Raw genomic sequence first — 21,258 nt, 5'->3', positions numbered from 1 at the left:
TGTCGGTGCTAGAGCCGCTTGTTGCGGCGTAGGTAGACATCAAGGAACAGCGGATCGTCGGACATCGCCATCGAGTGTATGGCCCGCCCCCAGGTCGCCAGCATCGCCAGAGCGCGAGGCGTTACGGTGCTCGGCATGGCTTGGCTCGACGACGTGTGGGCAGTCCACTCCGCGAGTGATCGGTTGGCGGTAGTCGACGAAGCGGGCGCCGTGACCGGTCGCGAGCTCATCGGCAAGGCGAGGCACGCCGCAGAGGTGTTGACCAGCCTCGAACCGCGACCCGGCGCGTCGGTGCCCGCACTGCTGACGACGAACTCCGACGCATTGGCATTGCTGCTCGGTGGCGCGGCTGCGAACCGGCCCCTCGCGCCGATGGGCCCGAGATTGACGGCGCGCGAACTTGCGCGCACGGTGGCGAGCCTCGGGGGGCGAGTGATCGTCACCGAATCCCGTTGGTACGAAACGGCTGCCGCGGCGGCGACGATTGCAGACGCCGAAGTGCACGTCGTGCCGAACCTGCGCAGCTCGGGTGCACGGCTGCCTCGCACCCGGGGGCCGGCGGCTTTCGAGCTTCACACCTCGGGTACGACGGGTGAACCGAAGCGCGTCCCGTTCACCGAGGACGTGCTGACGGCGCGGGTCAAGGTGTCGGCCGAGGTGATCGGGCTGGGACCAGACCACCGATATGCGACGGGGTCGCCACTGCATCACATCGCCGGACTCGGCAACGTGCTCACCGCGCTTTCCGTTGGGGCCACGGTGCTTTCGACGACGCAGTTCTCCACCTCATGGTGGCGGGGGATGCGCGATGCCGGTGCGACGCACTGCCTGCTGGTGCCGACGATGATCGAAATGCTGTTGGCGGAGCGCGCGCTCGATGACGTGCCGTTGCACACGCTGATCTACGGCGCGGCGCCGATGAGCCCGGAGACACTGCGCCGCGTGCTCCACACCCTGCCCGGGGTCAACCTCGTCAGCATCTTCGGCCAGACCGAGGGCAGCCCGATCGCCACCCTCGGCCCAGCCGATCATCGCAGCGCGGCGGAGGGCCGACCCGAACTGCTCGACACCGTCGGTCGGGCAGCGCCTGGATTGTCGCTGCGCATCGACGGCGCAGGCACCGGCGAGGTGCTGGCCGCGGCCCCGCACCTGTCGATCCACGACGAGGACGGTTGGTTGCACACCGGCGACCTCGGCGCCCTCGACTCGGAGGGTTACTTGAGATTGGTTGGGCGGCGCAACGACATGGTCGTGCGCGGTGGAGAGAACGTCTACCCGCTGGAGGTGGAGCACGTTCTGGTGGAGCATCCCGGAGTCGCCGGGGTTGGCGTCGTCGGCGTACCAGACCAGCGCCTTGGGGAGACCCTTGCCGCATTCGTCGTCGCGTCCGACGCCGCCGGCGGCCTCGACCACGCCGAGCTGGCCTCGTTCACCCGCGCCCGGCTCGCGGGGTTCAAGGTGCCCGCACACTGGTACGACGTCGCCGAACTCCCGCTCAACAGCGCGGGAAAGCTGTTGCGGCCCAAGCTCTTGGAGCTACACCTCGACGCGGTCGGGCGTTCCTGAGCCTACTTCGTTCCGAACATGCGGTCGCCCGCGTCGCCGAGCCCGGGTCGGATATAGCCGTGTTCGTCGAGTTCGCGGTCGACGGCCGCGGTATAGATGGGCACGTCGGGATGGGCGTGATCCATCGCAGCGAGGCCCTCGGGGCACGTGAGCAGGCAGACGAACTTGATGGACTTGGGCCTGGCTTCCTTCAGTCGCTCGACGGCGGCGACGGCAGTGTTGCCGGTGCCCAGCATGGGGTCGACCACGACGATGTCGCGTTCTCCTAGGTCTCCCGGCATCTTGAAGTAGTACTCAATGGCGCCAAGCGTTTTGGGATCTCGGTACAGGCCGATGTGGCCGACGCGCGCCCCGGGCACCACGGTGAGCATGCCCTCGAGGATGCCCGCACCTGCCCGCAGGATCGAGGCGAAGACGAGCTTCTTGCCGTCGATGACGCTCCCGGTGGTGTCTTCCAGCGGGGTCTGGACCTCGATGTCGTGAAGCGGCATGTCGCGCAGCACCTCGTAGGCCATCAGCGCGGAGACCTCATGAAGCAGCTGTCGGAAGCTGTTGGTGGAGGCCTCTTTTCGGCGCATCAAGGTGAGCTTGTGTTGGACGAGCGGATGGTCGACGAGGTGGACGGTGCCCATGGTTCAGAACACCGTTCCGTCACTGGTGACCGAGAGCGGGGGCAGGCCGGCTCGCAAGCGTGAAGCGAGCGCGCGGCCCGCCGCCCAGGTGCCGCCCTCCAGTACGCAGGCCAGCGGCATGCGCTCGGCGTCGACCCCGAGCCGGGCCCGAACCAGCACGGCCAACTCATCCAGCAGTGCCACGGTGAGCGCGCGCCACTCGACCACCAACTCGTCTCCGACCGCCAATGGATGCTCGGCCCATTCGGGATCATTCAGTCGTAGTACGCCAGTGTCCAAGAGCAGACCACCATTTCGATATTCGGGAAGGCCGGTCAATTCTTCGAGCCCATGGATGCGGACACCGGCCCATTCGAAGGGCTCCAGCAGCGAGTACGTCAGCCATTGCGACAGCTTGTGGAAGGGCATCCACCCTGCCGTGAGACCAGGGCCGGGTACCGCTTCGTGACGCCAGCAGTCACCAAGTGGTTGATCGTCGATCACGTTGTCGGCCGGCCATATTCGCGAGAACGACACCAGCACCAGGGCGAGGATGTCGGGTGCGCACACTGGGCCGCCGGCCGCGGTGAGCACGTCGAACAGGCCACCCGGCCGCCCTTGGGCGAAGACCTCGGGTTGGGCGGCGAGCGCATCGCCGAGCCGGTGCAGCATCCAGACGCGACCGTCCAGGCCCACCATCGGATTCGACGGACCGACCTGAAATGCGTCGGCCAGCCGACCGGCGTCGAGCTGACGGAGCCCCGCCGCATCGACCTGCCGCGGATGAGCGTGGTCGCTGGAGAACAACCCGGCGGCGAAGGCGTGCCAACTGGCCACACCGAGCCCCTCAGATCGGGCGAAGCGAAGCCCGCTGTCCGCCTCGTCGTAGTGCCAGTCCGGGCCGGCACCTGCGTCGAGCAGCACGCTGACGACGGCGAGGTCGATCATGGCGTGGGCGTCCAATCCGATGGCGCGGTCGACACCGCCCGCCTCGAAGTGCCGCCAGCGACTGTGGAACGGGATGTTCAAGTCGGGGTATCGGGCGAGGGTGACTTCGGCGACTTCGTGCGCTGCGGTCGGCAAGGCGTTGTCGTCCACCGTGAACCAGCGGGACCGCCCGGCCCGCGCACGCTGCAACAAGAACTGGGCGCGCTCGCGGATGGCGGCGGTGGTACGCAACGCCTTGGCCGCGCCCTCGGCAGTGTCGACACCGACGAGCGTCGTCAATTCAGTCCCCGGCCCTTGGCCTTCTTCAACTCCTCGGCGTCCGGAACAGGGCCCGGCGTGAAGTACCCCGCGGCCATCTTCGCGTCGATCTCGACGCGGGCGTCATCCGGAATCAGCTCGTCAGGGAGGTTCACGCGTTCGCCGACCTCGATGCCCGAACCGGTGATCGCGTCGAACTTCATGTTGCTCATCGACACCAGCCGGTGGATCTTGCGGATGCCCAGCCAATGCAGCACGTCGGGCATCAACTCCTGGAAGCGCATGTCCTGCACACCCGCGACGCACTCGGTGCGGGCGAAGTAGGCGTCGGCGGTGTCGCCACCCTCTTGGCGCTTGCGCGCGTTGTACACCAGGAACTTGGTCACCTCGCCGAGTGCGCGGCCTTCCTTGCGGGAGTAGGAGACCAGGCCGACGCCCCCGCGTTGTGCACCTTGAATGCATTCCTCGATGGCGTGCGTGAGGTACGGCCGGCACGTGCAGATGTCGGAACCGAAGACGTCGGAGCCGTTGCACTCGTCGTGCACGCGGGCCGTCAATTCCACTTCTGGATCGGCCAGGTCGCGCGCAGCGCCGAAGATGTAGAGCGTCTGGCCGCCGATCGGCGGCAGGAACACTTCGAGGTCCGAACGGGTGACGAGCTCCGGATACATGCCGCCCGTTTCCTCGAACAGGGCTCGACGTAGCTCGGTCTCGCTGCATCCGAAGCGCTGCGCCACCCCTGGCAGATACCAGACAGGCTCGATCGCCGCCTTGGTGACCAGCGCCGCGCCGTTGGGCAGCAGCACGTGGCCATCAGGGCGCAGCCGACCCTTCTGAATGGCTTCGGCGACCTCGGGAAGGATCACGTGCGCCTTGGTCACGGCGATCGTGGGCCGGACGTCGAAACCCGCACTCAACTCGACCGCGAAGACGTCGGACACCACCGCGCCCCACGGGTCCATGCTGGTGATCTTTCCGGGTTCGCTCCACTGCGGATGGGGGCCGATCACGTCGGTGGGTGAGGTGTTCGTGAGGTCGGCGCGATGCTCGCGGGACAGTGCGCCCGCAGCCACGGCGAGTGCCCGGTACACGCCGTACGACCCGCTGTGGGTGCCGATGACGTTGCGGTGGCCCCGCGTCGTGGTGGTGCCGATGACCGGCCCGCGTTCGGTGGCCGTCGGAGCGCCCCAATGGATCGGTGGGGCCTCGAACCCCCCGCTGTGCGACGTCAGCCGGATGTGACTGCCTGCGGGCTTGGGTGCCGCAGGCGGCGGCGCAGCGGCACCAGCGTCAGCGGTCATGTCGGTCCTTTAGTCGTCAAGGCGCCAGCATAGCGACGCGCGCATGTAGCTGCCGGGCGACCGACGGCGATTCATGGACCAGCGGTGTTGGTTCAGTTCCGCTTGCGCGCGCCGTCCTCATCCCCACTCGTGGCTCATCGCGCGCGCCTCGAGGGAATGCCCGTCGCCGCGGCGGGCGCGGGAGAGCGCGATCAGCACCATGGCGAGGCCTGCAGTAACCGCGCCCGCGACGAAGATCACGACGAACGAGTGTTCGGCGGGCAGGCCCGTGCGAGCCGCGGGGTGACTGAGCAGCACGGCCACCAGCGCAGCGGCGACCGAACTGCCGATGGTGCGGGCGATCGCGTTGACGCCGGTGGCCACTCCTGTTTCGCCGCTGGAGACCTCGCTGACGACCAGAGCGGGCAGCGCTCCGTAGCCAAGGCTGATGTAGGCGTTGACCAGGATGCCCGCAACGATCACCTGCCAGGGCTGCGAATGGGCGATGGCCAGCCAGAGAAACCCGACGATCCCGGTGATGGCGCCGCTCACCAAGACAGGTCGGGCGCCGAACCGGTCGATGAAGCGTCCGGACAGCGTCGCGGTCACGAACCCCGCGATGGCACCTGGCAAGAGGAATACCAAGCTGGCGTGCAGCACCGAAGCGCTGAACCCGTAACCGGTTGTGGCGCGGTCTATCTGGACGAACTGCGTCAGCCCGAGAAATCCGAAGTACAGACCGGTGCCCACAAACACGGTGGCGAGATTGGTCAGCAGCACGGCGCGCCGGGTCAGCATCTCGATGGACACCAATGGGTGGCGCTGACGCCGCTCCCACGCCCACCATGCCGCGAGCACCAGCACGGCGACGGCTGCGGCGCCCACAGTGGCGGGCGCCGTCCAACCCCACGAATTGCCTTGGGTGATCGCCAGCAGTGCGGCCGACAGTCCGACGGCGAGCCCAAGCGCACCCAACCAGTCGATCGTTCCTTCAGCGGCCTTAGGGCGCGACGGAATCGTCGCGACGGCCAGCACCAATACGGCGAGCGTGAACGCGGTGGTCAGCCAGAAGACCCGGTGATAGCCGGCATTGCCGTCCATCAGCAGGCCGGTGACGACCAGGCCCGTCCCGCCGCCGAAACCCAGCGTGCCCGACAGCACGGCGAGCGCCGTCACCACGGATTCCTCGGGAAGTTCGTCGCGCAAGATGGCGACGCAGATCGGATACAGCGCGTACGAGACTCCCTGAAGCACGCGCGCGACGATCAACAGCGCGAGCGACGCCGTCATCGCCGCCAGCAGCGAACCGACGAGCACGATGACCAACACGCCCAGCAGCACGTGCTTCTTGTTGTGCAGATCCGCAAGCCGTCCGATGAGGGGAGTGGCGGCCGCGGCCGCCAGCAGGTTCGCGGTCACGGCCCAACTCACCGCCACCGGGGACGCATGCAACTGGTCGGCGATGATGCCGAGTACGGGAACGACGGCGGTCTGCAGCACTGCCACGGTCAACGCCACGAAGCTCAGCGAAACGATGAGCAGTCGGGGGCGAGGGTAGGTCTCGACCGTGCTCGCGCCCGTCACCGCCGACCTTTTTCGCACGACTAATTATGTGGGCTACCGAATATCGGTCGCGCGGGGGCCGCTCGTCACTGATCCTGGGACGCCAAACCCCTAGGAGCGCTGTCGATGGCCCGGCGGATGGCGTCGGCGAGGGCGATCGCCGTCTCCTCGGTGAGCTCGAGGGCGACCCGTGCCGACGGGCCGAGCGCCGGGTTGAGCATGTCGATGTTGACCGTGTGGCCGTACGGCGCGTGGACGGGATGGTCGACGTAGACCGTCGCTTCGGTCACCGAGAACCAGCCCCTAGCGCCCTTCCCGCTGCCGTCCACCTCGATCTTCTCGGTGAGGTATGTGCACATGGTCAGCCTCTCAGGTGGGTGCCGAAGAAATCTGCGATCCGCTGCCAGCCGTCGATTGCGGCGTCGACGCGATAGGCCGGACGATCCACCGAGAAGAACGAGTGACCCGCGCCGTCGTAGGAGAAGAACGTGTGGTCCTTGCCGAGTCGATCGAGTTCGGCGTCCAGCGTGGCCACCGACTCGGGCGACGGATACCGATCGTCCTTCCCGAACAGTCCCAGCAGCGGACAGCTGAGATTCGGTGCCAGCCCCAGGATGGGCTGCATGGCCTTCGGCATGCCCTCCGGTGGATCTTCGACGACGAAGGCGCCGTAGCAGTCCACCACCGCGTCGACGGAAAGCGAACAGGCCGCCAGAAAAGCGTGCCGACCGCCCGAACAGTGGCCGATCACCCCGATCTTGCCGGTGGCGCCATCGAGTCCGCGCAGGTACTCCGCGGCGCCCGCGACGTCACCGACCAGTCGCTCGTCGGGCACTCCGCCCGCGGCGCGCACGGTCGCCGCCGCATCATCTGGGTCGGCGCCGGGTGCCTCGCGGGAATACAGGTTCGGAACCACCACCTGATAGCCGTCGACGGCCAACCGCCGCACGAATTCCTTGGTCTCGCGGTCGTAGCCGGGCATGTGATGAATCCACACGATGCCTGCCCGCGGAGCCGCCGCCAGCGGCACCGCCCGATACGCCTCGATGTGGTCACCGCCATGGCCCGTGATGGTGATGGTTTCGGCTTGGATCGCGTCATGGCTGACGGGACTCACCGTGTTGCCTCCCGGAGTCTGGCTGTCATTTCGACTCCAAGGTAGTCCGCATGCCTGGGGGCGCTTCGATTGGATGGATTGCTAGCGAGACAGACTGTAGCCCAGCATATTTGGAGGGGCATCGCCACGCGCACCATTAGTCACAGTGACGTAATGCGACGCGGCTGACACCGTTGAATCAGATGCGATCGAACGGCAGGGACGAACACGCCCGACCAACTATCGTTGGGCAGTCGCAGACCGAGGAGCGAGATGATGAGCAGGTTCGAAGGCAAGGGCATGCTGGTGACTGGCGCCGCGTCGGGCATCGGCAAGGCCACGGTCGAACGACTGCTCGCCGACGGCGCCAGCGTCGTGGGCGTCGACCTCGCGCCCCATGCGCCAGACAGTCTCGTCGGCGACCTTTTCATGTACCAGACGGTCGACGTGCTCGACGCCGATGCAGTCGGTGGAGCAGTGGCCGCGGTGGTCACCGCTGCCGGGCGGCTCGACGGCGTCGTGCACGCTGCCGGGGTCGCCGGTGGCGGCCCGGTCCACATGCTGCCCGACGACGAGTGGGACAGAGTTGTGGGCATCAATCTCAAGGGGACCTTCGTGGTGGCCCGGGCCGCCCTCGGCCAAATGCTGCAGCAGGAGCGGGTGGACGGTGAGCGAGGCGCCATCGTGAACCTCGCCAGCATCGAGGGTATCGAGGGCACGGCCGGCGGCAGCGCCTACAACGCGTCGAAGGGCGGCGTCGTGCTACTGACGAAGAACACCGCAATCGACTACGGGCCCAGCGGGATTCGTGCGAACGTCATCTGTCCGGGTTTCATCGAGACGCCAATGTTCGACTCGGTCATGGGTATGCCGGGGTTCGAAGGTCCGCGCGAGGCGTTGCGCCACGAGCACAAGTTGCGGCGATTCGGCCGCGCGGACGAGATCGCTTCGGTAGCAGCCTTCCTGCTGTCTGCCGACGCCAGCTTCGTCAGCGGCCAGGCCATCGCGGTCGACGGTGGCTACACCGCGGGCCGCGACCATGGCGTCACCGAACTGATGGGGCTGGGCGAGCAGTAGGGGAGCCCTTCACATCGCGGGGCGAGCGTCCTACCGTCAGTGATATCCGGCGATGTGCAGCGGTAGCAGAAGGGAACCGTCTTGACGTCCCCAGCAACGGTAACGGTGGTTGGTGGCGGCTTGGCGGGGCTGACGGCGGCCATCGCCTGCGCTGAGCACGGTGCATCCGTAGTGCTACATGAAGCGCACGGCACACTGGGCGGACGCGCCAGGAGCACACCTGCGCCCTACATCGCCAACGACGGCACCCATGCCTTCTACGACGGAGCACCGTGGCGATGGCTGGCGGACCGCGACCTCGTTCAACCCGCCGAGCGCTTGGGCCTGCGCCAGATGAGCAAGCTGCGCATCCGTCATGGCGGCAGGCTACGTAGAAGCCCACCAACGAGTTTCGCCGCCATGGTCACAGTCGGGCGCCGGCACCGAGCACCGATCGACGTCAGCTTCCGGGACTGGGCCAGCAAGCAATTCGGCGACACCGCCTGCCGAGCGGCCGAAGGGATGGTAGGGCCCGCCATCTACGACGCCGATCCGGGCCGGCTATCCGCAGCGTTCGTCTTCGAGCGCCTGCTCAGGGTGACCACCCTCAAATTCCCACCGGTCACCCGTTATCCCCGCGGAGGTTGGGGCGCAGTCATCGGCCGCATGGAGTTCGCCGCTAGCGCCCGCGGCGTTCGGATCGAAACCAGTTCTCGCGTCACGGAGTTGCCAGAATCCGGCCCGGTCATCGTCGCCACCACCTTGGAGGCGGCCCGGTCGCTCATCAAGGACGACACCCTGCGGTGGGAGGGCGGACGAGCTGCGCTACTCGATATCGGCCTTCGGCGCGACCGCCACGATCCGTTCGCAGTCTTCGACTTCGACGAAGGGTCCATGATCGAATGCTTCACCAGTCAGGACCCTACCCTGGCACCTACCGGACACAGCCTCCTCCAAGGTGAAATCCCGTTGCGCCCAGGAGAATCCAAGGCTGAGGGGCTGATGCGGCTGGAAGCAGTCTTCGAGCTCGCATACCCGACGTGGCGGGAGCGGCTGGCCTGGCGCCGCGAACAAGCCGCCAATAACCGCACCGGAGCGGTTGACCTGCCAGGCCAAACCTGGCGAGACCGACCCGCGATCGATCAAGGCCACGGCCGCTACCTGATCGGTGATTCCGTCGCGGCTCCTGGCCTGCTCGCCGAGGTTTCGATAAACAGCGCACTCCACGCAAGTCGACTGGCCGTGACGTAATGTCGTCGAAGGACTAGCCCCATTGCGCGAAGTAGGGCCGCGCGGGCTTGGTCTTCTCGACGAGGATGAAGACCACACCCCAGGGATCGGCGAACCACGTCGTGCGGACCTTGGCCACCTCTGCGATGCCGTCGACGAGGAATCGAACGCCCTTTTGCGCCAGCTCCGCCTTGGTAGCGTCGAGGTCCTCACAGATCAAGCCGATGTGCGACAGGCCCTTGTCGGACAAGCTGGACCGCGGGCCTCGGTCGTCGCCGTGGTCGGCGAGGTACTCGATCACCTCGAGCACGCGGTCGCCGTCGGTCCCGAACCCGACGATCGCAGCCTTCATTCGCGGGTCGGGCAATAGCTCACCCATGTCGTCCTGGATCGCGTCGTTGTCCATGATGTAAGGCGGAGACAAAACCGTCATGCCCAACACGTCGCGATAGAAAGCGACCGCAGCGTCACAGTCCTCAACGCACACGCCGCTGTGTGCAAGCCCGGTGATCATGCTGTCGATCGTGCCACGCAACTTCGACGAGGCTCATCGTGACGTCCGCGGATCGAGTCGCAGCTCGACCATCGGCAGTTCGGAACCAGATTCGGCGATGGCAGTGCCAAGCGTCTGTTCAAGCACGGGTTTGAATGCCGCCCACAGCCGAGGGTGTTGTGCCCGGTAGGCGGCCAGCTCGCCATCGGCTTCCGACTGGTCGAGTCGACGGGCGGTAGCACTGACTGGCATGCGGGTAGCGACATGGAGGCGTACGCGTGGATTGACGCCTACGTTGCGCAACCACTGAGCGCGCTCGCCGTGGCCGGCGGCGACGATATAGACATCGGGTGTGGGATGTCGAAAGACTTCGAGCACGACGTGCCGCCGCTTACCGGACTTTCGGCCGACGTGTTCGAGCATCACGAAGCGGTCGCCAAGCACACGTCCTGCTCCAGTCTTGTAGATCCAGATCGGAGCGCGGACGAGCCAGCGAGTTCCCAATAGCCGCGCACCGACAGCCGCAATCCAGTGGGGCGTTTGTGCTTTCATCGTCATTGCACCTCCCTCGGTTGACTACCCGTTATTCGTAATAGACGAACGGGCTCTGCCGGTTGTGACATCGCGGAAGAACGGGTCAGTCGGTGAAGGTACTCACGACTGCTTCGGCGCCGGTTCGTTCTTGGTACAGCCGCCACGCCGTGTTGGCCAGCTCATCGGGGTTCAGCGTGCTTGCCGTCGCGCCGCCGAACATGTTCGGATCCGCCGTCATGGCGCGGTGGATGTCCCCGCGCTCTATCAGCCCGCCGATGGTCAGCGTGCCTGCGTAGACGCCGGCCGGCGCCAGGGCGGCATGCAGCGTGATCGCGTAGTTCCGCAACGCCGCGCTGGACAGCGCCAGGCCACCGAGCGGCGGCATCGGCACCACACTGCTGAGTCCGCCGGCGAACAGCAATCCGCCCGAGCCGCGTTCGACCAGTTCTGGGATGAGCAGCGACGCGAAGTCGACCGCGGAAACGACACTGCGAAGCGCACTTTCGGCATCTGCCGCGGAGAGTTGAGTGATACCACCGGGCAATGACGCCATGTCTGCCGGCCCGTAGTACCCGACGTCGATGCGGCCGAATCGGCGCCGCGCCGCAGTGACCGCGGCGCGCAGGCTCGGTGGATCGTTCACGTCGGCGGTGAACGCTGCGGCGTCGATACCCGCGGCCTCCAGCGATTGCAGGTAGTCGCGATGCCGGGAGGCGCTGCGGGATATCAGTGCTACGGAGTGGTTTTCGGCACCGAACCGATGTGCCAACGACAATCCGAGCCCTGGTCCCGCGCCCAGCACGAGCAAGACGGGAGAATAAGTTGAGGTCATACTCAACTTAATAACATAAAGTGAGACTAGCCTCAACTTTGGCTAGGATGGACGCATGGCTTCCCTGCGTGCTGACGCAGCCCGCAATCGCGACCGACTGTTGACGGCCGCCGCGGAGTTGTTCGCCGACCGGGGAGTGGACGTGCCACTCGAGGAAGTAGCGCGGCGAGCGGGGGTCAGCATTGGCACCCTGTACAACCACTTTCCGAATCGGGGAGCGTTGCTCGATGCCGTCCTGCCCGAACGGATGGCCGAGATGGGGCGGCTCGCAGAAGCCGCGCTAGCTGAACCGGATTCCTGGAACGGCTTCACCGGATTCCTGGTGGGCTTGTTCGGGGTCATGGCCAGCGACCGAGCCCTCAATGATGCGATCGCACGGAGTCCGATCGGGCCGGTGGACATCGCCGCCGAATGTGGGCGATCCGGTGGTGTGCTGGCGGACGTGCTCCAGCGCGCGCAGGCGGCCGGCGCACTGCGACGCGATTTCGGTCCACCGGATCTAGCCACTGTCGTCTGGGCGATGTCGAAGGTAATCGCGATGGCAGACGGGGACGACACCGTCTGGCGCCGGCATCTCGGCTTCATTCTCGACGGGCTGCGCGCGAGGAGGTCCTGAAGCGTCTGGCGCAGTGTGAAAGATATTGGGGCAGAGCATATTGCGTAGACTGATGAACTGCCGTTACGGGTAGGAGGGGACATGGCACAACGCGATCGTGACGAGGGCGGTCGGCCTCGCAACGCCCGGCCGCGCGACGCCCTGGGCCGACTTCTCCCGGCCGGCGGTGTCGGCGTGCCGCGGATCCCGGACGAGCTCGAGTTGCCGCCGTCCGAATCGCTCGCCTACGCGCAGGATCTACTGAACCAGGGCCTCGCATTCAACGCGCACGAAGTGCTCGAAGCCGCGTGGAAGAATGGCCCGGACGCCGAGCGGGCGCTGTGGCAAGGCCTGGCCCAACTCGCCGTCGGCATCGTTCACGTGCAGCGCGGCAACCTCGATGGGGCGGCCACGTTGCTCCACCGCGGGTCTGATCACTTGCGTCTGACGGCTCATCCGGCGCCGTACGGCGTAGACGTCGACGGTCTCGTCGGATGGGCCACTGCGCTCGTCGACGATATCGCTGCGGACGCTGATATTTCCCCGACCAATCGACTCCGCCCCGTGCTGGTGAAACCGTAGCTTGTCGCTGGGTTCGGTTGTGCCACGCAAACACTGACTTTTGGCAGGCTGCCAAGGACCACGGCGAACAGTGGCAAGGCTCTTGGAGCCCAACGTCATTCGGAGAAGCGCGCGAATGTCATGCAGGGCACTGGAAGACATCAAACGCCCATCCATGGCGGTTTCACGCCTTAATTGCCAAGTGCCCGCCCACAACCGCGTGCGCCGTAGGTGCAACCCTGCATCCGCGACCAGACCTCGCATCCATCGTCGGCAAGGCGAAAGGCGGCACACAGGCCCGCGAGACCAGCACCCACAACGATGACCCTGGTCATCAGTCCATTGGACACCCGCATCTCAGTGGCGCCAACTCCGTAGGTGCCGCGACCGACTCCACCAAGCCACCATGAAGTAGCCGGCTCCATCCCTGCACCGATTCTGGCACCATTGCGGAGATGGATGCGCGTTCGGGGCCGGGTCGCAATGATCCGTTCGAAGAGGCGATCGACGACGCGCTGAGCTCCCTGCCGGCCGCACTCCGTGCGGCGATGAGCAACGTCGAGATCGTCGTCGAGGACGAGCCTCCCGACGGGCAGCCGCTGCTCGGCCTGTACCGCGGCGTACCCCTCCCTCGAAGGAGCAGCACGTACAGCGGAGTGCTTCCCGACAAGATCAGCATCTACAGCGGGCCGATCACGCGACTCGCTGCCGGCGACGTGGATCGCCTACGCCGCGAGGCCAGGCACGTCGTGCTCCATGAGATTGCGCATCACTTCGGGATCAGCGACGAGCGATTGATCGAGCTCGATCGATACTGACATTGCGCCAAAGCTCCGCCCGAATCTTGCGGGCCGACGGGTCGACGTGTGACCTTCTGCGGCGGCGTGACCAAAGTGCAGCAGGTTTGATGCGTTGATGCGATAGCGTCACGATGTGCGGACAACCCTGGACATCGATGACGACGTGGTCGCCGCAGCACGCGAACTCGCCGCCGGCGAGCGGCGGTCCCTGGGTGCAGTGATCTCCGAGTTGGCGCGCCGCGGCCTCACCCCGTCGCGCGTCGAGGCCGCCGATGGCTTGCCTGTCATCCGTGTGCCGTCCGGCACGCCGCCGATCACACCGGAGATCGTCCGGCGTGCGCTCGACGAGGACTGACCGCCGACGATGGCGCTGCTCGACGTCAACGCGCTGATCGCTTTGGCGTGGGATTCCCACATCCACCACGTGCGTGTGCGCGAGTGGTTCGCCGCCAATGCGTCGCAGGGTTGGGCGACCTGCCCCATTACCGAAAGTGGGTTCGTTCGCGTGTCAACGAATCCAAAGGTGCTTCCGTGTCCAATCGGAGTGGCTGACGCGAGGCGTGTCCTTGCTGCCCTGCGCGGGGCTGATGGCCACCGGTTCTTTATCCGACGACGTGTCACTCGTTGACGACGACGTTCCAACCATCGCCGGTCACCGCCAAGTGACAGACGCACATCTGCTCACGCTCGCGCGCCGCAGGGGAGTGCGCCTTGTTACCTTCGACGCTGCCATCGTTTCTCTCGCGCAGGGATGCGATGTGGAGTTGCTGACCACGCTTTGAGTGCGGCTGTTGCATTCGAAGGCGCTCAGCGATCGTCAGCGCCCTCGACACGTCGTGTCGGAGATGGCCTGACCGGAAACCCTGGGCCGAGGCGCTAGCGGCGCCCGACGCCGAGGATGCTGACGCCCGGCAGTTCGTAACCGTCGGGAGTGGCGAAGTCTGCCATCGCCACGTCGACACGGGCACGGATGGCGGCGTTCACCTCGGCGGGAAGTGACCCCAACACCCGCGCAAGGGGCCCCGCCAGCCAGGGGACCACCGACCACCACTCGTCGACTGAAGAGGCCTTCATCGGCGTCGGGATCTCGCAGACGTTTGTGCCAGAAAAACCTGCCCCAGCCAACAACTGGCCGAGTGCGCCGGGTGCTCCAAGCGAGAACGGCCCAGGAAGGCCGGGCGGCGGGACAGGCAAGCCCGTCTGGGCTGTTACGGCGTCGAACAGCACGCCCAACCACGGATTGCGATCACGGGGTCCCCAGACGGCGAAGACAGCGCAGCCGTGTGGCCGGAGGATCCGGCGGGCCTCCCGCATAGCGGACGCTGGATCCGGCACGAGCATCAGGCCTTCTCGGCACAGCACCTTGTCAAAGGCTGCCTCCGGATAGTCGATCCGCTCGAGGTCTACTTCGCGCGTTGTGACGTTTGTAAGGCCGGCATTTTTCGCTCGCTCGGCGGCGATCGCCGTCATCTCCGGTGCGACGTCGGACAGCACCACCGCACCCTCCCGGCCCACGATCGCGGCCGCGGCCATGCCCACACCGCCTGGGCCGCAGGCGAGCTCGAGCACGCGCTCCCCGCGTTGAAGGTCGGCGGAATCCAGCATCGCGTGAGCCACGACGGACCCCCGAGCGTCAACGTGTTCAGCGAGCTCACCCCACGAAGGGGCCACTGATGCCCACATCGCGCGCAGCGACGCGCGCAACCCGCCATCCTCGGCCGCCGTGAGGGCAGGGTCGATCGCGTTCATCGGCGCCTCCAGACTCCGCAAACGTAGTGACCTGTGCACACAAGACCCCGTGCAGATCATTCTTACTCGGACCAGGCGCCGTACATGGGGGATCAGCCCTACGTCGTCGACCCCGTCCCGGCTGCGATATGGCGGTGCGGCCAAGTCTTCCTGAGTCACTCACAACAGGTTCCGGATAGGTGTCCGATCCGGAACTTGCTGAGAGTGAGGGCGAGTTCTGACCAGCGCACTCTCAACTGTTTGCGGACGGCATTAGGCCAGGAAATCCACGACAACGTGAAAGTGCCGGAAGAAATCCAGAAAGATTTGAGAGCGCCGGAGGGCGGAGTTCATCTGGTTGATCCAGTTGGGTTTGGCCTGGAGGGCGCTGTCCGGGTCGGTCAGGTGGAGCAGTAGACGCCGAACGTCCCCTTGGTCACCGCCCTGACGTAGGACTCGGCGCCCGCGAGCAAGCGCATCTGTTCGTTCGTGCTCGCCGCGACGCTTAGTCCTGGTTGGGCGATGATGGTCGCGAATCGGATGAACAGCAGCGGTGCGCGTTCCTGAATGCGCAGGAGTGCTTCTCGATCACCGGCTTCGTAGGCGGTTTGTCCTGTTCGCACTGCGTAGTTGCGTGCGCGGCGATCGATGTGGTTGATCAGCGGGATCGCTCCATGGTCCCGCCAGCGGGCCCCGCGGGTGGCCTGACCGCATACCTCGTAGAGGTCAGCGAGCCGGCCGCCGGGGGTGGATTGCGATGAGTATTTGCAGTGCACCAGTGTGACAACCAAATCGCTGCCGTCGATCCGTAGACCCACCAGATCAGCTGCCTCGCCGGCCCGGTCGTCGTCGATGAGGACATCGAATGCCTGATGCTGCTGCAGGTATCGAGCCATGTAGGCCTGAACGGAGTCTTGGCGCCGGTTGACACCTTGGGACTCCACCGTGATATCGACTCCGTCAGCAGCCCACGGCAGCGTCGATAGGTTGGCGCGGTCGTAGGGCGGCAGTTCAGTGCGCGGCTCGAGCAAGCGATCATCGCCGGTGATGAGTCGGTCGCCGCTGAGGAACAGGGTCGGCTTGTGGTTGTTGAACCATGTCGACAACTGGACTGTCGATCCGCGGCTCTCGACCTCGACCTCCGCACCGACGGCTCGATAGTGCAGACCCGTATTACCCACCACCGCGGTATACGGAACCTCCCACTGAGTTGTCACGACCGAGAACCGGAATGGTCCTTCCGTTGAGTGATCGTCGACCCGGAAGTCGACATCGGTGAGTAAGAATCTCATGCCGTCGTAGAGCGCGTGTTGAGCGGTGCCGGTGCCGAGGTAGAGGTTCCACGGCCATTCCAGAGCCAGCAGCGGGTGCTGGGGACGCTGTGTTACCGCCATCGGGATGATCATCTCCCGGAACAAGGAACGCAATTCGACCGATGTATCAAGTAATTTGGTGCCTTGGCGCCGACACCAGTCCCGCCACTGAGATAGGCCAGGCGCGGTACGCATCGACCAGAAGCGGCCCGACAGCGCGGCAGCGATCGTCACCCGTTCGCCGTCCTCGAACGCTTTCGCGGCGATATGGGTGTTGGTTTTGTGGTTGCGTTCGGCCTCATTCAGTGCGGTTTCCACATCGCTGCCGACGTGCATGGAGAAGCGCTTGTCGCGGTCCCGCGAATCGAGCAACCCGACATTGGTCGGTATCAAGCGATCAACCCTTGCAAAGACACGGAACGTGTCCATCCCGCGGACCATCGCCGACTCTTCGCCGAGCACGGCCTGGGCCAACTCGTCGTACTTGCGATCAGTATCGGAGCCGTGGATGAACAGCAAACCGAGACTGTTGTCGAAGTACATCGCGACCAAGTCGTATGACACGGCCTGCAATCCAGGTACCTCACCCCATCTGAGGTCACCGACCGACTCGATCACGAACCACGCGACGTTGTCGGCCGAGCTCACGCTGATGACGCCTTCCAGTACGGATTCACCGTAAACATCCAGCGCTGCATCAGGATTCCACTCGGTCGCGTAGGTTCGGTAGGCCACGGCGCTCATTTTCGGCTCCACCAAACCGACGGGCACCTCCGACGGTGTCGTTGTAAAGGACTGATCGAACTCGCTGATCTCTTCAGCCCTGGCTATCGCGTGGTCGGTGATGTCGCTGAGGACCTTGTCCCAGTCGGGGTCTTCCCTAAGCAGCTTTCGCAACGGTGAGAACAGCGTTGCGGGGTCTCGGGAGACGAATACGCTCGCCGGACCAATAGATGTCGTAGATTTCGTTCTCGCCAACCGTCCGACGAGCTGTATCACCGGCCCCAGGGACCTGCGGTTGTCGTGAAAGGCAGCGATTTTCAGGTTGGGCAGGTCGAAGCCCTCGCCGAGCATGTCGACACAGACGATCAGATGGCATTGGCGGTTGGAAAGTGCGGCGAGTACTTCTGCCTTTCGGCGCGCGGTGAGACCGTCGTGCAGCAGCCGCGGTTCAGTCTCGGGTGCCATCGACTGGTACATCGCGAATATCTCCTCGGCGCGCGCCTTCGTCGCGGCGCGCGCCAGCAAGATGTGCTCGAATCCGGCCTCGCGATCCCTCCGCAGTCGCGCAACCGCGGCGGTCGCAAGGTCGCGGTCAGGGTCCTCGATCGCGGCAATGGAGGCGAATTCGATGCGACTGAAGTAACCGTCGTTTTGGGCCTCGCGCAGCGGGAATCGCGAAATGAAGCGGCCTGGCAGCGAACGTCCGTCCGTGCGGAACGGTGTCGCGGTGAACAGCAGAACTGGACGCGTGTCGAACTGGCGGATGATGGCGTTCCACGTCGTCGCGGGTGCATGGTGAGCCTCGTCGACCACAAGGTGGGTGAAGCGGTCCAACAGCACAGCACGCGCCTCAGGATCGCCCGCGTGTAGGGCGTTGGGCGTTGCCACCACCACGTTGCATCGTTGAACGAAGATCGCAGCGTCACCGGGATCGGTGAATCCGTGCTCGAGACGGCCGACGCATGGCCGCTGCGCCATCGGCGACACAATGCCTTCGCGCTGCAGAATCCCCAGCGATTCGAACTTCGCCGCGATCTGATCGCGCAGTGCGGTGGACGGCACGATCACCAACAGTTTGGCCGGGCGGGTGGCCACCATCCACGCGAGCATCGTCTCGGTTTTCCCAGTGCCGGTGGGCATTACGACGATGGCGGGCTCGTCCAAGCCCGAGGACTGGTATCCGACGATTGAGTGCAAAGCGGCGATCTGTGGACGGCGCAAGCTGCCGGGCTCGTCGTGAGGAGTGAAACCGATTGCTTCCCTGAAAGTCTCAAGCACCGCATCGGGATCCAGCAGCTTGCGATTACCGCTCCAGCTGACGCGAAACGTTGACCGATTGACGGTCGGAAGGACCGCGACGAGATGCTCAACAGCATCACCGCCCGCGCCACGGATGGCCGGCCATTGACCGTAACAGCCATGCACACTGATGTCACCAGCGTCCTCGGAGACGGCTAGCTCCCCGCATGCGGGAACGAGCAGCTGACGAATTGTGTTGCCGCCGACATCGAACTGCTCGGCCCAGACATTGGCTGTACTAATCGCCACGCAGACCTCCCATGGGCCGCGCGTCACCATCGCGTCGGTAAACCATCAGATTGGTGGTCTGGCGTCGGATCATCGCGACCGTTCCGCTAAGTTTTGTCGGTTCCCCTTGTCTTGCGCGCACTCTCGGGTCGCTGGTCGTGGCTGACGTTCGGTCCACCGGGCAACTGTTGCTATGAGGTCATGTATCACCGTAACGTCCGCCCGTACAACTGGATCCAACTTGGGACGTCCGCCCACATCGAGTCCCCTATCATATAGGGGCGAATAAGTTCGGCGTCCTGATCGGTGAGCATTCCGTCGAGAGCGCTGCGCGCGGCCCAGGCACCCACCCCGGCCACAAGATCTGCGACTTGCACACGTGCGTCAGTGCGCGAATCCACCTGCTGCAGTGAGGTAATTGGCGGCGGGATACCCATGTTTGGCCACCTGGCGGTGGATACCGCCAGTATGTCCTTGACCGCGGCGGGAGTCAGCGCCGCGTAGCGATCGTGAACGATCTCAATAGGGATGTGATGCACATGGTGCCAGGCTTTGGCCGTGCTAACGATCGCGGGAACGATCGGTTCCAGCGTTCCCATGCTCGCGATCGGACTGTCCGGCCCGTAGTCCTCAAGGTGGTGCCGACCCTGCCACAGCCGTTGCATTATTGCGGTAACACTGCGTCGATTGTTCCGTAGGCGGAGATCATCGATCGTCTGAATCAGCTCAATTTGAGTCGTTTTCGTTCCCACCCTCTGCCTGCGGCGAACAAACGACACAAACTCACCGAGCAGCTGTTGCCAACGGCTTTCGCCGAACGCGCGGGGCCCTTCCCTCATCAGAGTCTGCGCCATCCGATAGGCCTCGCCCGTCGAATAGATGTCGACGCCATTCGCGTAGGCGTCCTCCTCGATCACCAGGTCAATGACCTTGGCTGCCGCCACGTACCACTTGTCCATTACCAGAAACTTCACCCTGCTTGACAGTGGTCCACCGGTAGCGAACGTATCCAGGAGCGCCGCCCGCCGCTGCGCATTCTGCAGCAACGTAGCGGATTTCAGTTCGGGACCTTGGAACTTCACGGTCCCGCGAAGGTCGTCGATAAACTGCGATGCGGCTGCCGCATCGAGATCGGTGCTGCCGTGGGCGAAGACCCTTGAGCTACCATCGATGAGATTTTCTCCGTCAGAACCGGATTCATCGCACGCGATTTGAACGGGTCGTGCAGCACCGGCCCCGACCGATGTGACTAGGTTGCCCATTGTCCGAGAGCGTCCATAGTGGCTAGAACGCCAGATCCGCGAGCCGCACACCCAGCGCACTCGCGACAGATTTCAACACGGGCGGAGAAAGCGACTCGCGGTTCGCAGGGATTGTAAGCGGTTGCTTCCCAACATGTTTGAGTCGAATGTGCGACCCCTTGCCTCGGCCCGGGTCAACTTTCCAGCCTCGATTTTCCAGATGTTGGATGGCCTTACTGCTGCTCACTGAGGGAAGTGCCGGGGTGTGGCCGATCCAGGGCAGGATCGGTTCCTGGCCTTTCGGCACCAGTACGTGAGTAATGCGCTGACAGTCGAACAGGCCACGGCAGAGGTGCGGTGCCAGGTTCCACTCAACGGCCGTGCGCTTGGGTTCGGCGGCTGCTTCATGCACTTGGCTCATCAGCATGCGTTGCGCCTGGTCGAACGTTCGGTCATGGAGGTAGCGGCCAGCTTCACGGTAGCTGGGAGGAAGGGTCCGAAACCATGCCAGGAGCATCGCCAGTGTCGCTTCACGCACCGGCTTGGGAACGCCTCGGCGGTAGAGATTCTCAGCCTTGAAGCGGCGATACATCTCGGCGCACGCGAGGGCCTCTTCGAGCACGTCGTCAGATCGTTGCTGAATGAGTGGGATGTACACCTCCTTTGAATAGGGGATGTAGCGCCTCATGCGCTCCACCATTTCGAATCGGATCGCTAGCGATTCGATCTTGTGGTGATAGGCCTCGTGGAGGTACAGCACCGACATTGCTGCACGTAACGCACCGTCGACGTTCTCGTGCACCTGGCGCTCCGGCGCCGGAAGCCGATTGATGATCGCGGCGGCAACGTCGAACACAGCCGACTCCCGAATGTAGATCGCCGAGCCAAGACCGAAATGGTGGATTGGTGTGTACCAGGCAAGGGCGTCCAACACATCGGGGGGCGGGACCAGGAAACCGCCAGTCGCCCGCTCTAGGATCTCGTCGTAGGCGTCCGGTCGCCCTGGCACCCGGTCGAGCGACGCACCCATGTCCGATTCCTTTGGGTGAATCTGAGTCCATTCCGGCTCGTAAGCGTCGGAGTCGTCTGGGTCGCCCGGCCACGGGCCGTCGCCGTCGAGATCGACAAGGTCCATCTCGACAAGGGTGTCGACTACCTCATGTAGTGACAGCGGGTCAGCCACGAGCCGATATTGCCACACTCGTTAAAAATTGCTCTGACGCCACGACGGCGAAGAAATCCGGAACAATGTCCGAGAACCCCAGCTAACGGGGTGATGCGTGGGGGCGACACCGCAGGCGGA

General features: G+C 65.0%; 21 protein-coding genes and 1 pseudogene. 8 read left to right on the top strand and 14 right to left on the bottom strand.

The features are described from left to right. Window positions 1-8: 8 nt before the first annotated feature. Window positions 9-137 carry a hypothetical protein gene (locus SLQ30_RS10230; protein WP_319446168.1) on the bottom strand — a complete coding sequence of 43 codons (129 nt, stop codon included), beginning with the start codon at window positions 135-137 and terminating at the stop codon, window positions 9-11. Here SLQ30_RS10230 and SLQ30_RS10225 point away from each other — a divergent pair. Beyond that, a complete protein-coding gene (locus SLQ30_RS10225; protein ID WP_319446167.1) occupies window positions 136-1,566 on the top strand; it encodes a fatty acid--CoA ligase family protein in 1,431 nt (476 codons plus the stop codon). The two genes, SLQ30_RS10230 and SLQ30_RS10225, sit on opposite strands and share 2 nt — an antisense overlap. 2 nt (window positions 1,567-1,568) lie before the next feature. Here the strand turns inward: SLQ30_RS10225 and upp are convergent, their stop codons facing one another. The 6 genes from upp to SLQ30_RS10195 form a co-directional block, all read right to left on the bottom strand. Next, complete coding sequence (gene upp / locus SLQ30_RS10220) at window positions 1,569-2,198, bottom strand: uracil phosphoribosyltransferase (protein ID WP_319446166.1); 630 nt, start codon at window positions 2,196-2,198, stop codon at window positions 1,569-1,571. 3 nt (window positions 2,199-2,201) lie between these two features. Further along, the gene (locus SLQ30_RS10215; RefSeq protein WP_319446165.1) at window positions 2,202-3,404 is read right to left on the bottom strand and encodes a URC4/urg3 family protein; all 1,203 of its coding nucleotides are present in this window, start codon (window positions 3,402-3,404) and stop codon (window positions 2,202-2,204) included. Beyond that, the gene (locus tag SLQ30_RS10210) at window positions 3,401-4,684 is read right to left on the bottom strand and encodes a GTP cyclohydrolase II (protein ID WP_319446164.1); all 1,284 of its coding nucleotides are present in this window, start codon (window positions 4,682-4,684) and stop codon (window positions 3,401-3,403) included. Before SLQ30_RS10210 ends, SLQ30_RS10215 begins: the two co-directional genes overlap by 4 nt. A 117-nt stretch (window positions 4,685-4,801) precedes the next feature. Next, entirely contained in the window at window positions 4,802-6,247 is a 1,446-nt protein-coding gene (locus SLQ30_RS10205; RefSeq protein ID WP_319446163.1) for an MFS transporter, read from the bottom strand. 65 nt (window positions 6,248-6,312) lie between these two features. Then, window positions 6,313-6,585 carry a DUF6295 family protein gene (locus SLQ30_RS10200; RefSeq protein WP_319446162.1) on the bottom strand — a complete coding sequence of 91 codons (273 nt, stop codon included), beginning with the start codon at window positions 6,583-6,585 and terminating at the stop codon, window positions 6,313-6,315. Window positions 6,586-6,587: 2 nt separating this feature from the next. Continuing rightward, entirely contained in the window at window positions 6,588-7,343 is a 756-nt protein-coding gene (locus tag SLQ30_RS10195; RefSeq protein ID WP_319446161.1) for a dienelactone hydrolase family protein, read from the bottom strand. Between the two features lie 252 nt (window positions 7,344-7,595). Between SLQ30_RS10195 and SLQ30_RS10190 the strand changes: the two genes are divergently transcribed. Then, window positions 7,596-8,399, top strand: coding sequence for an SDR family NAD(P)-dependent oxidoreductase (locus SLQ30_RS10190; protein ID WP_413467985.1), 804 nt, complete (start codon window positions 7,596-7,598; stop codon window positions 8,397-8,399). A gap of 81 nt (window positions 8,400-8,480) precedes the next feature. Next, a complete protein-coding gene (locus SLQ30_RS10185; RefSeq protein WP_319446159.1) occupies window positions 8,481-9,629 on the top strand; it encodes an NAD(P)-binding protein in 1,149 nt (382 codons plus the stop codon). 13 nt (window positions 9,630-9,642) lie between these two features. Here the strand turns inward: SLQ30_RS10185 and SLQ30_RS10180 are convergent, their stop codons facing one another. The 3 genes from SLQ30_RS10180 to SLQ30_RS10170 form a co-directional block, all read right to left on the bottom strand. Then, window positions 9,643-10,122 (bottom strand): VOC family protein, encoded by a 480-nt coding sequence (locus SLQ30_RS10180; RefSeq protein ID WP_319446158.1) that lies wholly within the window; start codon window positions 10,120-10,122, stop codon window positions 9,643-9,645. Between the two features lie 33 nt (window positions 10,123-10,155). Then, a complete protein-coding gene (locus tag SLQ30_RS10175; RefSeq protein WP_319446157.1) occupies window positions 10,156-10,659 on the bottom strand; it encodes a nitroreductase family deazaflavin-dependent oxidoreductase in 504 nt (167 codons plus the stop codon). A 79-nt stretch (window positions 10,660-10,738) separates the two neighbouring features. Continuing rightward, window positions 10,739-11,437 carry an SDR family NAD(P)-dependent oxidoreductase gene (locus SLQ30_RS10170; RefSeq protein WP_319446487.1) on the bottom strand — a complete coding sequence of 233 codons (699 nt, stop codon included), beginning with the start codon at window positions 11,435-11,437 and terminating at the stop codon, window positions 10,739-10,741. An 85-nt stretch (window positions 11,438-11,522) separates the two neighbouring features. Between SLQ30_RS10170 and SLQ30_RS10165 the strand changes: the two genes are divergently transcribed. From SLQ30_RS10165 to SLQ30_RS10145, 5 genes and pseudogenes are all read left to right on the top strand, one after another. Continuing rightward, complete coding sequence (locus SLQ30_RS10165; RefSeq protein ID WP_319446156.1) at window positions 11,523-12,083, top strand: helix-turn-helix domain-containing protein; 561 nt, start codon at window positions 11,523-11,525, stop codon at window positions 12,081-12,083. A gap of 81 nt (window positions 12,084-12,164) precedes the next feature. Next, window positions 12,165-12,644, top strand: coding sequence for a DUF309 domain-containing protein (locus tag SLQ30_RS10160; protein WP_319446155.1), 480 nt, complete (start codon window positions 12,165-12,167; stop codon window positions 12,642-12,644). Between the two features lie 434 nt (window positions 12,645-13,078). After that, window positions 13,079-13,441 carry a metallopeptidase family protein gene (locus SLQ30_RS10155; RefSeq protein WP_319446154.1) on the top strand — a complete coding sequence of 121 codons (363 nt, stop codon included), beginning with the start codon at window positions 13,079-13,081 and terminating at the stop codon, window positions 13,439-13,441. A gap of 115 nt (window positions 13,442-13,556) precedes the next feature. Next, window positions 13,557-13,778: an antitoxin gene (locus tag SLQ30_RS10150; protein WP_319446153.1), complete on the top strand. Its 222-nt coding sequence runs from the start codon at window positions 13,557-13,559 to the stop codon at window positions 13,776-13,778. A 9-nt stretch (window positions 13,779-13,787) separates the two neighbouring features. Continuing rightward, window positions 13,788-14,205 (top strand): annotated as a pseudogene (locus SLQ30_RS10145) (TA system VapC family ribonuclease toxin). A gap of 94 nt (window positions 14,206-14,299) precedes the next feature. On the opposite strand, the gene SLQ30_RS10140 reads toward SLQ30_RS10145, so the two are convergent. From SLQ30_RS10140 to SLQ30_RS10125, 4 genes are all read right to left on the bottom strand, one after another. Further along, window positions 14,300-15,172 carry a class I SAM-dependent methyltransferase gene (locus SLQ30_RS10140; protein ID WP_319446152.1) on the bottom strand — a complete coding sequence of 291 codons (873 nt, stop codon included), beginning with the start codon at window positions 15,170-15,172 and terminating at the stop codon, window positions 14,300-14,302. A gap of 380 nt (window positions 15,173-15,552) precedes the next feature. Then, the gene (locus tag SLQ30_RS10135) at window positions 15,553-18,765 is read right to left on the bottom strand and encodes a DEAD/DEAH box helicase (RefSeq protein WP_319446151.1); all 3,213 of its coding nucleotides are present in this window, start codon (window positions 18,763-18,765) and stop codon (window positions 15,553-15,555) included. A 155-nt stretch (window positions 18,766-18,920) separates the two neighbouring features. After that, window positions 18,921-19,976, bottom strand: coding sequence for a DUF3800 domain-containing protein (locus SLQ30_RS10130; RefSeq protein WP_319446150.1), 1,056 nt, complete (start codon window positions 19,974-19,976; stop codon window positions 18,921-18,923). A gap of 22 nt (window positions 19,977-19,998) precedes the next feature. After that, entirely contained in the window at window positions 19,999-21,138 is a 1,140-nt protein-coding gene (locus SLQ30_RS10125) for a type II toxin-antitoxin system HicA family toxin (protein ID WP_319446149.1), read from the bottom strand. Window positions 21,139-21,258 lie beyond the last annotated feature (120 nt).

This window comes from Mycobacterium sp. RTGN4, assembly GCF_033804635.1.
Classification (GTDB): Bacteria; Actinomycetota; Actinomycetes; order Mycobacteriales; family Mycobacteriaceae; genus Mycobacterium.
Note: the sequence above shows the minus strand (reverse complement) of the source record. Positions and strands in the feature narration are given on the sequence as shown.